Annotated in this window: 12 protein-coding genes; 10 read left to right on the forward strand and 2 right to left on the reverse strand. The window is 72.0% G+C overall.

The features are described 5' to 3' along the window. Positions 1–124: 124 nt before the first annotated feature. Both IPN47_25040 and solA read right to left on the reverse strand, forming a co-directional pair. Positions 125–2,806 carry a carbohydrate binding family 9 domain-containing protein gene (locus IPN47_25040; GenBank protein ID MBK9411243.1) on the reverse strand — a complete coding sequence of 894 codons (2,682 nt, stop codon included), beginning with the start codon at positions 2,804–2,806 and terminating at the stop codon, positions 125–127. A gap of 145 nt (positions 2,807–2,951) precedes the next feature. Continuing rightward, a complete protein-coding gene (gene solA, locus IPN47_25045) occupies positions 2,952–4,097 on the reverse strand; it encodes an N-methyl-L-tryptophan oxidase (protein ID MBK9411244.1) in 1,146 nt (381 codons plus the stop codon). A gap of 272 nt (positions 4,098–4,369) precedes the next feature. Between solA and IPN47_25050 the strand changes: the two genes are divergently transcribed. The 10 genes from IPN47_25050 (at position 4,370) to IPN47_25095 (ending at position 13,441) form a co-directional block, all read left to right on the forward strand. Then, positions 4,370–4,753: a hypothetical protein gene (locus tag IPN47_25050; GenBank protein ID MBK9411245.1), complete on the forward strand. Its 384-nt coding sequence runs from the start codon at positions 4,370–4,372 to the stop codon at positions 4,751–4,753. Further along, positions 4,750–5,124, forward strand: a complete 375-nt coding sequence (locus IPN47_25055) for a hypothetical protein (protein ID MBK9411246.1) — start codon at positions 4,750–4,752, stop codon at positions 5,122–5,124. Before IPN47_25050 ends, IPN47_25055 begins: the two co-directional genes overlap by 4 nt. Continuing rightward, positions 5,121–5,708 (forward strand): prepilin-type N-terminal cleavage/methylation domain-containing protein, encoded by a 588-nt coding sequence (locus tag IPN47_25060; protein ID MBK9411247.1) that lies wholly within the window; start codon positions 5,121–5,123, stop codon positions 5,706–5,708. Before IPN47_25055 ends, IPN47_25060 begins: the two co-directional genes overlap by 4 nt. A gap of 75 nt (positions 5,709–5,783) precedes the next feature. Further along, positions 5,784–6,551 (forward strand): general secretion pathway protein GspK, encoded by a 768-nt coding sequence (locus tag IPN47_25065; GenBank protein ID MBK9411248.1) that lies wholly within the window; start codon positions 5,784–5,786, stop codon positions 6,549–6,551. Positions 6,552–7,253: 702 nt separating this feature from the next. Next, a complete protein-coding gene (locus IPN47_25070; GenBank protein ID MBK9411249.1) occupies positions 7,254–7,706 on the forward strand; it encodes a hypothetical protein in 453 nt (150 codons plus the stop codon). Continuing rightward, positions 7,687–8,253 (forward strand): hypothetical protein, encoded by a 567-nt coding sequence (locus IPN47_25075; protein ID MBK9411250.1) that lies wholly within the window; start codon positions 7,687–7,689, stop codon positions 8,251–8,253. Before IPN47_25070 ends, IPN47_25075 begins: the two co-directional genes overlap by 20 nt. A 13-nt stretch (positions 8,254–8,266) precedes the next feature. Beyond that, positions 8,267–8,791: a hypothetical protein gene (locus tag IPN47_25080; GenBank protein ID MBK9411251.1), complete on the forward strand. Its 525-nt coding sequence runs from the start codon at positions 8,267–8,269 to the stop codon at positions 8,789–8,791. A 23-nt stretch (positions 8,792–8,814) separates the two neighbouring features. Beyond that, positions 8,815–10,626 (forward strand): hypothetical protein, encoded by a 1,812-nt coding sequence (locus tag IPN47_25085; protein ID MBK9411252.1) that lies wholly within the window; start codon positions 8,815–8,817, stop codon positions 10,624–10,626. Next, positions 10,623–12,233, forward strand: a complete 1,611-nt coding sequence (locus IPN47_25090) for a type II/IV secretion system protein (protein ID MBK9411253.1) — start codon at positions 10,623–10,625, stop codon at positions 12,231–12,233. Before IPN47_25085 ends, IPN47_25090 begins: the two co-directional genes overlap by 4 nt. After that, a complete protein-coding gene (locus IPN47_25095; GenBank protein ID MBK9411254.1) occupies positions 12,230–13,441 on the forward strand; it encodes a type II secretion system F family protein in 1,212 nt (403 codons plus the stop codon). Before IPN47_25090 ends, IPN47_25095 begins: the two co-directional genes overlap by 4 nt. Positions 13,442–13,477 lie beyond the last annotated feature (36 nt).

Consider the following 13,477-nt stretch of genomic DNA (forward strand, 5'->3'; position numbering starts at 1 on the left):
GTTCCGGGAAGCAGACACTCCGCAATACTTCACTGCGGCCACGTCAACGGCCAGTGACCGGCGTCGACGAGCAGCGCACGGCCTGGTCGGCGCCGCGCCCGACGTCACGACGGGCGATCGACGCTCAGCGCCCGAGCCAGTAGCTCAACTTGAGGAGGAAGACGTTGCGCGCCGGATCGCGGAACGGGCTGGCGACGTCGCGCGTGGCGCGGAGGTCGGCGAACCCCTCGTCCCCTTCGCGTTGCTGCTGCCAGACGAGGAAGAGCGTCGAGCCGGGGCGATACTCCCAGCGCAGCACGGCGTTCCCGCGCAGCGAGCGCACGAGGAAGTCCTGCTCCTGGAAGGTGAATGGTGCCGCCCCGCCGGGGCCATCGGGATCGACCACGACCTCGTCGCCACCGGCGCCGGCACGACGCACGATCGTCCCGCGATCGCGCCCGTACACATCGAAGGCGAACTGACCCGGGGTGCTGAACTCCTTGAAGCGGGCAAAGCGCCCCGAGGCCACGAAGGGTTGCGCCCACAGCTGCAAGGTGAGCGTGGGCGAGAAGGTCCACTCCGCTCGCGCCTCGACCGACAGTTCGCTCTGGTCGATGTCGCCAAAGATCCAGCGCCCGCCGTAGGTTCGCGTCGCCGCCGCGTCGCGGACGTCGGTGACGTACTGGTCCACGTCATACTGCCGCGCGAACTCCGGCTGCAGCTGGATGCGCACCGCACTCGTGGGACGCAGTTCCATCCCGAGCGAAACCGTGTGCCGCCACTCGCGCTGCGCGTTGCGGTTGTACTCGTACTCCAGTTCGCCGACGATCGGGCGGCGCGTATCGGAGGTCAGCTCGCCCCGCAGCTGCCACTCCCTCGGCTTGCGGGTGAGGGGGCCGCCGCGCAACAGGCGGTCGTCGACGGTCTCGGGCTGGATGAAGCCCCAGAACGAATAGCCCACGAAGCTGTTGAAGAGTCCCGACGACAGGAATGACATGCGCCGCTCGACGACGTTGCCGTCGAAGTTGGCCGCCTGTGTCATGTACACGCTCGCCTCGTAGCTGCGCATGAAGCGTCCGATGCGCGTCTCGCGGTATTGCACGGCGCCGGAGAGCGAGCGGAAGTCGGCGCGGGTCTGGAAGCCGAGGTCGTTTACCTCGAAGCCGGGCGAGGTCTCTTCGTACGTCACCGACCCGAGCCAATGCTCGCCGGCGGTGCGGGCGAGCGACAACGTCCCGAAGTAGCCGCCTAACGTGGTGCGCGTCGTGTCGAGCGTCAGGTCGGTGGCGTCGGGGCGCTGGAACGCACGGATGGGAGAGCGCTGCAGTGCCGTCATCACGCGCCGGTCGCCGCCCACGCGACTGGCGGCCATGAAGCCGCTCACCGCCCACGTGCGATTCCCCCAGCGGTGTTCGAAGTCGCTCCCGGTCACCAGGGCGTTGCGCACGAAGAGCGGCCGGAGCGCCGCATCGCCGAGTTCGCGTTGCACGCCGGTGAGGACGCCGCCAACCACGGTGTTCCCCTGCCGGAAGTCCTGGCGCAGGCGCGTCACGAGGAACTCGGTCCGTGGCTCCACGATGGCCGAGCCCCTGGTGCCGTTGGGGAGGGCATATCGCCCGCGCTCCTCGCGGGTGAGGGCGCCGAGCACCCCTAACGAGAGCCCGCGACGCGTCTTGCCGGAGAGCTTGGCCGCCGCCGCGATGTCGGACTGCGCGGGCACGTCGCTGTAGCGCGCCCCGAGTGCATCGAGGGAGCGTCGCGGGGCGCGCCCCACTCGGCGCGTGTAGAAGAAGTTGCTCGGGTTGTTGTCGTTGAAGGTGACGCTCTGGCCGAAGCGGAAGATGTCGACCCCCTCGAGAAAGAAGGGGCGGCGCTCCGGGAAGAAGACCTCGAAGGCCGAGAGGTTCACCACCGCCGGATCGACCTCGACCTGTCCGAAGTCCGGGTTGACCGTGGCGGTGAGCGTCAGCCCGGCCGGCAGGCCATACCGCACGTCGGCGCCCATGCGCGCGGAGCTCCGGGTCGGGTCGTAGAACGGGTCGTTGGCATCGCCTGGCTCGCGCGCCACCTGCGATGACACGTACGGGAGGACTTCGAGCCGCTTGGGAGCTACGAGCGAGTCGAGCCCCACCAGGTCGCCATACCGCGAGACCACACCGGGCTGCTGTGGCGGCATCGGCGACCAGACAGAGATCTCCTGGTTCCGGGCGACGACACGCCCGAATTGGATCCCCCACTTGGTCACCCCGGCCGCTCCAACCGAGAACCGAAGCTGCGAGAGCGGAATGCGCACCTCGGCGGTCCACCCTGCGGAGTCGATGCGCGCCGCGCTGGCCCAGACGGCATCCCACAGCGGGTCGTTCTCGGTGTCGTTGTAGCGGAACTCGTCACGCTGCAGCCCCCTCGGCGACACCGCGAAAATGAAGGCGGTGCGCCGGTCGAGGTACGAGTCGATCGCGATGCGGATCCAATCGGAATAGATGTCATCTGAATCGCGCCGGGCGATCTGGCGGGCGATGGAATCGGGGTGCGGGTCGTGAAGGCGCACCCCGATGTACAGCGCGTCGCGATCGTACAGCACCCGCGCCTCGGTGCGATGCGAGGCGTTGGCCCCCGGGTTGGGCATCGACTGCACGAAGTCGGTCGCCGCGACCGCGCGCTGCCAGTCGCCTTCGTTGAGCGCTCCGTCGATCCGGATGACCCCCTCTCGCCAGACCGCGCGCATGGTCGGCCGGGGGAGCGAGTCCGACTGCTGCGCGGCAGCGAGAGCCGGCAAGACGAGGAGCAAGCCCGTCAGGGAGGCACGACGGGCAAAGGACTTCAGCATGTCACGAGGCGACAGGGGGGGGTGAGGAGACACGCGCTCTACGCACGACCCGTCGCCGGGGTTGGCGGCTCACGCGGCGGCAATTCAGAAACACATGCTCCACGAAACAGGCGTAAGATCATGCCCAATAGATTCTTACGTCGAGCTACGATGACACGCCTCCAAAACGCGCGATGGCGAACGGCGACAGATCGAACGCCGAGCTTCCCGTCGTCACGAGATCGGCCGCGATCTCACCCAGTACGCTGGCGAACTTGAATCCGTGACCGGAACAGGGGCTCAGGACGAGGACTTCCTGGGCCTGGGGGTGGCGGTCGACGACGAAGTGCGCGTCGGGGGTGTTGGTGTAGAGACAGACGGCCCGCTCGCGCATGTGCCCCTTGGCGAAGGGGACGAATCGGCGGAGCAGATCGTAGATCAGCGCATCCTCGGCCTCGCTGATGGTTCGATCGACCGCATCGGCGTTGGCGGAGAGCCCGCTGTGGTGAATCCCGATCTTCACGCCGTCGCCCAGGTCGGGCTTGGTGTAGAAGAGCGTCCCGTTCTCCAGCTCCCAGATCGAGACCGGCATGCGCTGCGGCTCGAAGTACTCGGGGAAGCGCACGGGGTCGAACCAGTGAATGACCTGCCGCTCGACTGCGAGCGGGAGCGCGAGATCGGCGAGGAGCTGCCCCGTCCAGGGGCCGGCGGCCACGACGACCTGACGGGCCACGATCGTCTCGCCACCCGTCCGGATCTCGATCCCGTCCGCGGTGCGGTCCCAGCCGTGCACCTGCACGTCGCGAAGGAGCGTGGCGCCGTGATGCTCGGCCAGCTCGAGGTGGGCCTGAATGATCGGCTCGGGGAGGAGGATCCCGGCGCGATGCTCCAGGACGCCGACCATCTCGTCGAGTGGGGCAAAGGCGGGGTAACGCCGGTGCAGGTCGCGGGCCTCGATGACCTCGTGCTGGAGGTGGTGCGCCGTGGCGCTCGCGAGGGTCCCGCTCACCAGCGCCCCCGATGCCTCGCCGATCATCAGCCCGCCCGTGCGCATGAAGAACGGGCGGTCGCCGGCCGCGCGCTCGAGTTCCCCCCAGAGCGCGAAAGCGCGCTGCACCAGTGGAACGTAGAGCGGGTGTTCGTAGTACGCCTCGCGAATCATGCGCGACCGGCCATGACTCGACCCCAGGGCATGCGGCGGGGAGAAGCGGTCGATCCCGACGACGCGCTGGCCACGGCGCGCGAGGTGGTAGGCGGCCGAACTGCCCATGGCGCCCAGGCCAACGATGGCGACGTCGAACGGCGTGCTCACGGGATGGGGATGGGTGAGAAACGAGGGGCGTTGAGGTATCCTAGCGGATGCCGGCCGCGGGCGGAAAGTGACGTACGCCATGCGGCGGGGCAATGCGGAAGTGTTAGCCGTTGCGGGTGAGTCTCCCTGACCGTCCACCGTTCGCACCTCCACGCCCCCGTCTCGTGCCCACGCCCCCCTCGCGCCCGCTCCTTCGCCAGCTGCGCCCCGTGCGTTCCGCGCCGGGGGGGCGTGGCGTGCGTCGGGGCGGAGGGCGCAGGCGAATGCAGGGGGTGACGCTGCTCGAGCTCCTCGTGACGCTCGTGCTGATGGGGATCGTCGCGACGCTGGTCGTCCCGTCGCTCTCGCCTCCGCGTGAGGGGGGCGCCACACTGGGCGCCGTCGTGCGCGCGGCGCGCGGCGCTGCGATCGCTCGGGGGCAGCTGCTCTCGTTGACGGTGCAGGCGAACGGTGCGTGGGCGGTCCACCCGCTCCCCCCCGACGATGCGCAGGTGCTCCTGGGCGGGCAGCTCGACGCCGCCCCCGCCAGCGCCCTTCGCTTGCAGCTGACGCCGCTGGGAACGTGTCTCGCCGCCTCGCCGCTTCCGCCCGCCTTCGGCGGGTGGGACGCCGCCGGCTGCACACCGCTGGCCACCGCCTTGCCGCGCGCCGAATGACGCTCTTCGAAGCGTTGGTGGCCCTCGTGATCCTCGGCCTGTCGGCGGTGGGGTACCTCGACGTCTTTCGCTCCAGCGCCGGTGCGGTGCGCGACGCCGGAGAGTGGGGGCACGTGGTGACGATCGCCGAGACGGCGATGGAAGGCGCGACGTTAGGCGATGCGCTGCAGGCGCAGCGCGGTGCGCTCAGCGACACGGATCGCGCTGCGGGCTACCAGCAGCGCATCGACGTGGTACCGTGGCGCTCGGGGATCGACCAGGTCGTGGTCACGGTGACCTCACCGCGCGGGACCACCTTCACGTTGCGGCGGCTCACGCGCCAGCACCTGGCCACGCGCACGCGGCTGCCGCTGCCGGGAGGCGGCTCGTGAGGCGCCGAGGCTTCACCCTCGTGGAGGTGATGATCGCCCTCGTGGTCACCGGGCTGGTGGTCTCGCTCGCCTACGCGACCACGCAGGCCGGCGTCGACGTCGAGGGACGCCTCCTGCGCCACCGCGACGGCGAGGAGCGCGCCGTGGCCTTTCGGTCCCTCCTCACGGACGCGCTGCGCCACCAGGTCGACGGATTGCGCGGCGGGGGGACCGTCTTCGTGCTCGCCGACCGTGTAACCGCGACGGGAGCGAGTGCCGACTCGTTGCACCTGGTCACGCGGGGCGTGGTCGCCCCGCTCGGCGCCTCGGCCGCCTGGGACGTGTCGATCTGGCTCGCCGGCGATACGTTGCAGCTGGAAGGGCATCCGGTCGACGCCGCGTCCGACGCGGTCCCGATCCGCGCGCGACTCGGCGGCGTGCAACAGTTCGATGTGCAGGTGCTGGGGCGCGGGCTGGCGGCCGCATGGCAGGAGCAGTGGCCCGAGCCCGACCTGGCGCCGGACGCTATCGCCCTCACCGTGCGACATGGCGACGTGGCACCCCTGGCGCTCGTCGTGCGGCGCGGACTGGAGCGTGCGCCGTGAGTCGCCGCCGCCCGATCCGCCTCACCATGCGCGCCTCGGCGCGCCCACCCGGTGCGCCCAGCCGTGCGCACGCCGATGCCCCACCGCGTGCGCCCGCACGGGACCCCGCGCCGCGGCGTCGCACTCGTGCTCGTCCTCTGGCTGGTGGTCATCCTCGGTGGCATCGGTGCCACGGTGGTTTCGTCCACACGAGATGCCTCGCTGCTCGCGGGGAACGCCCGTGCTCGCGTGGTCGCGCGCTACGCCGCCGAGAGCGGCATCGAGGCGACGCTCGCCGCCATCGACGACTCGCTCGCGCTCCTCACTGACAGCACCGCGCGCCGCGCCTTCCTCAATTCCCTCGAGCCGGACAGTCGCGGCGACTCGGTGGCGCTGGGCGACGCGCGGTTTGCCGTGGCCATTGTCGATGCGAGCGCTCGCCTGGATGTGAACGCCGCCCCGGCCGAGAACCTCGCACGCCTCTTCGAGCGTTTCGCCGACCCCGGGCGCGCCCGCGCGCTGGCGCGCGCGATTCGCGGGCGCATCGAGGCGGGCGACGGGCGCACGATCACCCCGCTGCGCTCGCTGGAGGAACTGCGGTCGATCGCCGGGGCGGACGAACGGCTGTTGCAGCTGTCGGCACCCTACCTCACGGTCGATGGCGACGGGACGATCAACCGGGCCGCCGCCTCCGACACCGTGATGGCCGCCGCCTTTGGGGAGCTGCGCGATGCCCCTGCCCGGCTGGTGGTGATCTCGCGCGGGTGGATGCGCGGACACCCGCTCACGCACGAGATTCAGGGTGTGTATGCCGTCGCGAGCGACCGCCTGGTCCTCGTGCACTGGCGGGAGCGCACCCTGTGAGTCCTCGTCTCGCCGTCACCCTGACCCCCACGCACCTCCGCGCCATCCTGGCGTCGGGGTGGCGCGACGTACCGGGACGCACGCTCGACGTGGCCTGGTCGCCGGAGGACCCGGACGCCGGCATCACGGCGTTGCGCGAGCAGGTCGGGGGGGTGGACTCCATCGCGGTCGCCGTCGGGCTCGGCCTGCTGCACGTCAAGCGCGTGGAGTTGCCACCCGCGCCTGACGACGCGCGCGAACGCATGCTCGCGCTCGAGAGCGAGCGGTTCTTCGCGACGCCCGATCCGGTGGTCGTTGCCCTCGCCCCCGCGGGAGCGGTCGCCTTCGCCGTCGGCGCCGCGGCCCTCGAGTCGTGGTGTGCGGCATTCGAACGTTGGGCCCCGGTGGTCCGCGTCGAGGCCGCACCGATCGCGATTGCACGGGTGATGGGGCCCAGCGCGAGCGGCGACTTCCAGCTCGAGGCCGCCGAGGGCGAGCACGGATTCCTCTCCATCCGTTCGGGCACCGTCGCGGCGGCGCGGCGCATTCCGCAGGCGGTCGAGGCGTCGCCCGGCGCCGGGCTCCCGACGCGCGACGGGGTCGCGCCGAGTCATCTCGCCGCGTGGGGGGCGCTGCTGGGAGCGGAGGGCGACGAACGCGCGACGCTCGCCTCCCCGGCGCGCCGGCGCGCCAGGTGCCGCACGTCGCCGGCGGCGGCTGGCGGTGGCGTGCGTCGCCGCGGCGGCAGGGCTCACGCTCGCCGCGGTGTCGGCCGACCGCTGGCGGGGGCGCACGCTGGAGGCGCTGCAGGGCGAGGTGGCATCGCGTCGCGAGGCTGCGGCGCCGGGCGAGGCGGCGCTCGCCGCGCGCGCGCGACTCGACGCCGAGGTTGCGCTGGTCGCGCGGCAGGCACCGGCACGCAACACCGTGTTAGGGGCCCTCGCGGCGATCTCCAGCGCCCTCCCGAACGACGCGGTGATCCTGAGCGTGCACGCCGTCGGCCGCGACTGGCAGGTGGACGGGACGGCCGCGAGCGCCGCCGCGCTCGTTCCCGTGCTCGACCGCGACGGTCGCTTCGAGAACGTACGCGCCCTCTCGGCCAGCTCGCGCTTCCGCGACGGCCCCAGGACGCGCGAGACCTTTTCCATCGCCCTCCGTGTCCGTCCTCGCTCCTGACGCGCGCGAGCGCCGGACCATCACCCTCGGGGGTGCGGTGCTGGCCGCCGCGTTCCTAGTCGTGGTCGTCTTCCTCCCGGCGGCGGCGCGCTGGCGCGATCGCGAGGCGATGATCGACGCCCTGCAGCGCCAGCGCGCGCAGCTCGTGGCGTTAGGCGCGCAGCGCCCGGCGCTGGAGGCGGCGCTGCAGGCGCGCCTCGCCCAGGCCGAAGCGCTCCCGGTGCGCCTGATTCGCGGACGGACGCCGGCGCTCGCCGCCTCGGCGCTGCAGTCGCTGCTGCAGGAGTACGCCTCGGCGAGCCGCGTGAGCGTGACGCGCCTCGACGTGGCCAGCGCGCCCGACTCGACGGCGGCGACCCCCGCGATCCCGGCGATCATCGCGGCGGTGAGCGACATCTACGGGCTCGCCGACTTCCTCTCGCGCCTGGAGCACGGGGGGCGCTTGCTCGAGGTCACGGAGCTGTCGGTGAGCCCCAACCCCGCGCTGCGCGGGGAGTTGCTGCAACTGTCGGTGGCGGTACGCGCCCCGTACCTGCTCGAGCCATGAGCGAGGATTGCTGATGCGCCCCCTTCGCACCGCCCTCCTCGTCACCGCCGCCGTCGGCGCGGCGCTCGGCGGCGTCTTCCTCGCCCTCCCGCCTGCGCTGGGCGACGCCGGGGGGGCGCCCGCCTGGCGCGACTCGACGGTCACGGCTCCCGTGCTGCCGGCGGGAGACGCCGCGCTGGCGGAGGATGTCGTGATCGCCAACGTCTTCTCCGCCCGTCGCGCACCGCCCACCACGCGCTACACCCCGCCCGACGCCTCGATGGACTCGTCAGGCGGGATGGTCGCCGACACGTCGCTCGCCCCGGGGATGCCGGAGATGCCGTCGGGAGAGCCGGTCCTGCTCGGCACCGTGGTTGGCGGGCGCGGCACGCAGGCGTTGTTGCAGCTGGACCCGCTGTCCGGTCCCGCACGGCTGTACGCCGTGGGCGACCGCGATGGCGGCTACCGCGTCGTCTCCATTGCCCCGCGATCGGTCGTCCTGGCCGGTCCCCGGGGGCGCGTGACCTTGCGTCTCGATCCACAGGAGGACCGCCCGTGAGGCGTGCCCTGCACTTGCGTCCCATGCCTGCCCCGACTCTCACCCCGCGTGCCCGCGCGCGCGGGGCGCTGCTTCGCGCCGCGTTGCTCCTGGCGGTGGTGCTCACCCCGGCGCGGGCGCTCGTCGCGCAGCAGGCCACGGCCGCCGGGACGCGGCTGGACTTCCGTGACGCGCCGCTCGGCGACGTGATCCGCTCGCTGGCGGCGGCGATGGGACTCACGGCGATCACCTCCGACGTCCCGGCGGACGCGCGCATCACCTTTGCCAGCGCGGCACCGGTGCCGGTGAGCGAGCTGGCGTCGATGCTCGAGGGGATCCTCGAGTCGAAGGGACTGGTTGCCGTGGTGCGCGGGAGCGTGGCGCAGATCTACCCGAGCGACAAGGCGCCAAGGACCGGGCAGGTGCGCACCGGGCTCGACTTCCCCGACCCGCCGCCGTTTGGCCTGGTGACGCAGCTGGTGCCGCTGCAGGGGATTCGGGCGGACGAAGGCGCGGCGGCCCTCAAGCAGGTGGCGAGCGCCGGCGCGAGCATCGAGGCGGTGCCGCGCTCCAACGCGGTGCTCATCACCGATCGCGGCGCCAACGTGGCCCGGTACCTCGACCTGCTGCGCCGGCTGGACGAGAAGCCGGCCGGCGAATCGGGGCTGCGCACGTACGTGGTGAACCTCAAGTATGCCAACGCCGACGACCTGGCCGAGTCGTTAGGGCAGCTCTTTGGCGTGAGCGTGGCGCGCTCGGGGCGCGGCACGCTCGACGACATGGCGCTGTCCCGCACGCTGGAGAGCTTTCGCCAGCGTGAGGGCGATGCGTTCCGCATGCGGCGCGACGTCCCGCTCTCGGTCCCGCTCTCGGCGCCGGTGACGTCGCAGGCGATGGCCGCGCGCAACGACAGCGCCGCCCCGGGGACGCCAGGGGCGCTCACCGGGCAGACGACGGTCGTCCCGCACGCGCCGTCCAACTCGCTCCTGATCCGGACGAGCCCGCCCAACTTCCCGCTGCTGCAGGAGACCATCCAGGCGCTCGACGCACGACCGGCGCAGGTGCTGCTGGAGGTAACGGTCGCCGAAGTAACGTTAGGCACGGGGGACCAGTTCGGGGTCGACTGGCGCAGCGTGGGCGGGAGCAGCGACATCTCCTCCGGCAATCCCGCGTCTGCCGATTCCAGCTCGCTGCGTGACTTCGCGGTGCGCGTGGTCACGCTGCGCAACGCCAACGTGCGCGCGATCCTGCGGGCGCTGTCGACGCGGTCGCAGGTGCGCGTGCTGTCCACCCCATCGATCCTCGCGGTCAACAATCGCGAATCGCGCATCCTGGTGGGGAGCCGCGTGCCGTTCATTGCCTCCACGCGCCTGGGCAACGACGTGGCCATCGACCGCACCGTGCAGTTCGAGGACGTCGGGACGCAGCTCACCATCATCCCGACGATCAACGACGACGACTACGTGAGCGTGCAGATCCTGCAGGAGGTGAGCACGCTCACCACGCAGACGATCCAGTCGGCGCTGAACGCCCCGGTGATCTCGACGCGCGAGGCCACGACGCGCACCGTGATCCGTGACGGGCAGACGGTGGTGATCGCGGGACTCATCGGCGACAACCGCGAGACGATCGAGAGCGGCATCCCGCTCCTCAAGGACATCCCGCTCCTGGGCGCGCTGTTCAGGCGCCGAACCGTCAGCCGCAACCGCAGTGAGGTGGCGATCTTCGTCACCCCGTTCATCGTGCGCTCCGATGCCGACGCCGACACCATCCGCGAGCGGGTGCGCGGGCGCATCAACGGGGCGCAGCCCGGGGCGCTGGATTCGCTCTCCACGCTGCCGAAGAAGAAGCCGTGAACGGGAGACGGGAGGCGGGAGACCTGAGACGGGAGGTCGTTTCGGCGGAGGCGCTGCGGGAGGCGGCGTCCTCTGAGCTCACGTCCCGACTGTCGCCCCGGTACCTCGAGGAGCACCTCGTCTTGCCCCTGTCGGTGGCGCCTGATGGCGCGCTGATCGTCGCGGCGGGGCGCGCACTCGACGACACGGTCACCGACGAGTTGGCCCGGGTGTTCGGGCGCGCGGTGCGGGTCGTGGAGGCCTCGTCGCAGGACGTGCAGGCGGCGCTGCTGGGGACGCAGCGCGCCCCCGCGGACGGCGTGGTCGATGCCGATGCCAACGTTGCGGCTGGCGACATCGGCCTCGGCGACCTTCGGGCGCAGGCCAACGACGCCCCTGTCGTGCAGCTGGTCAACGCGATCCTCGGCGACGCCCTGCGCACCGGGGCGAGCGACGTGCACCTCGAGAGCACGCGCGGCGGCCTGCGCTCGCGCCTGCGCCTGGATGGCGTGCTGCGCGACGTGGCGACGTACCCGGTGGCACTGCAATCGGGGGTGATCTCGCGCATCAAGCTGCTCGCCGGGCTCGATATCGCCGAGCGACGCCTGCCGCAGGACGGGCGCGCGCGCGTGCGCCTGGGAACGCGGGAGGTCGACCTGCGCGTCTCGACGCTCCCCGCACTGCATGGGGAGAGCGTCGTGCTTCGCGTCCTCGATCAGGGGACGGTGGAAGGGCGCGTGCGTGATTTCGCCACGCTCGGGATGCCGGCGCAGGTGCGCAGCATCTTCGAGCCGCTCATCCAGCGCAGCGCGGGGCTCGTGCTCGTCACCGGCCCCACCGGCTCGGGGAAGACGACGACGCTCTACGCCGCGCTCGCCCAGCGCAACGACCCCGAGGTGAAGATCGTGACGGTCGAGGACCCGGTGGAATACCAGGTGCAAGGCGTCACGCAGATCCCGGTCAACCGCAAGGCCGGGCTCGGCTTCGCCAACGTGCTGCGCTCGATCCTGCGGCACGACCCCGACATCGTGATGGTGGGCGAGATGCGCGACCGCGAGACCGCCGAGATGGCGGTGCAGGCGGCGCTCACCGGGCACCTCGTCTTCTCCACGCTGCACACCAACGATGCGCCGGGGGCCATCACGCGTCTCATCGACATGGGGATCGAGCCGTATCTGGTCGCCGCGACCGTACAGGGAATCCTCGCCCAGCGCCTGGTGCGCGTGACGTGCGCACAGTGCGCCAAGCCTATTGCGCCTGACGATGCCGCGCTTGCGGGGCTCGGCGGGCGGCATCTGCGCAACGGCGGGTGGGACGGCGCCCGCCGCGGCGCCGGCTGCGACGCCTGCGGCGGGACCGGCTATCGCGGGCGGACGGGGATCTACGAGGCGTACATCCCCGACGAGCGCGACCGGCGCGCCCTGGCGTCCAAAGGTTCGCTGCAGGACGCGCGCCCCGCCGGCAGCACCTACTGCGTGATGTCGCTGCGCGAGTCCGGCGAGCAGCTGGTGCGCGAGGGGATCACGACGCCCGAGGAGGTGCGGCGCGTCCTCAGCCTCGACGACGCCCCCGAGCACGACCCCGGCGCGCTTCCGGCACGCCGCGCGCCGGGTCCGGAGCCGTCGTGAGCGTCGCGTTCCGCTATCGCGCCGCGACGGCGGCCGGCGACGTGATCGAGGGGGTGCTGCAGGCCCCAACCCCGCGAGCCGCCATCGACGAGCTGCGTCGGCAGACGCTCGTCCCCGTCTCGGTGGAGCCGGTCGAGCGAGCCGCCGCGACTCGTCAGGCACCCCAATGGCTCGGTGGCCAGCGCCGCGACGACGCGCTGGCGACCGCGACACGCACGATGGCGACCATGTTGGCCGGGGGGGCCACCCTCGAGCGCGCGCTGCGCTTTGCCGCCGATCACGCCGCGACCGGGGAACTGCGCGACGCCCTGTCGGCGGTGCGACAGGATGTGCAGCGCGGCGAGACGCTGGCCACGGCACTGCGCACGCGCGTCGCCACGTTTGGCACCCTGGCCCCTGCCGTCGTGCGGGCCGGCGAGGAGAGTGGCACGCTCGACGACGCGCTGGCGCGACTGGCCGACCACGTCGAGCGCACGCGTGACCTGCGCGCGCAGCTCCGCGCCGCCTTGCTGTACCCGGCGCTCATGGGACTCGTCGCCGGCGCGGGGATGCTGGTCCTGCTCACCTTCGTCGTCCCGCGCTTCGTGGCGCTCCTCAACGACACCGGAGGGACGCTGCCGGTCTCGACGCGGCTCCTGATCGCGGGGAGCGGCGTGGTCACGCACTGGTGGTGGCTCTGGCTCGCGTTAGGTGCCGTCGCGATCGTCGGGGGGCGGGGGTGGTTGCAGCAGCCGGGGAACCGGGCCCGCTGGCACGCGGCGCGCCTCGGCTGGCCGGTGGTGGGGACGCTCGAGCGGGCCGTGGCCACCGCGCGCTTCGCCCGCGCCTTCGGCACGCTCCTGCATGGCGGGAGCGGGATCCTCGCCTCGCTCCGCGTGGCGCGCGAAGCCGTGGACAACGTCGCCCTCTCGACGCGGCTGGCGGGGTGCGAGCGCGCGGTCGAGCGCGGCGAACCGCTCGCGGCCTCGCTCGAGGGGGTGCTCCCTCCCCTCGCCACCCAGCTTCTGGCCGTCGGCGAGGAGAGCGGTGCCCTCGACTCGATGGCGCTCCGGGTGGCCGACACCTTCGACGCCGAATCGCAGCGCACGCTACGGTCGTTGGTCGCCTTGGTCGAACCGCTCCTCATCGTCGTCTTCGGCGCCCTCGTGGGCTTCGTGGCGCTGGCGATGCTGCAGGCGATTTACTCGATCAACGCGTCGGCGCTATGATCCGAATGCGGCGCACGCCGTCCCACCCCGGAGCTC

Source organism: Gemmatimonadota bacterium, assembly GCA_016719105.1.
Lineage (GTDB): Bacteria > Gemmatimonadota > Gemmatimonadetes > Gemmatimonadales > Gemmatimonadaceae > SCN-70-22.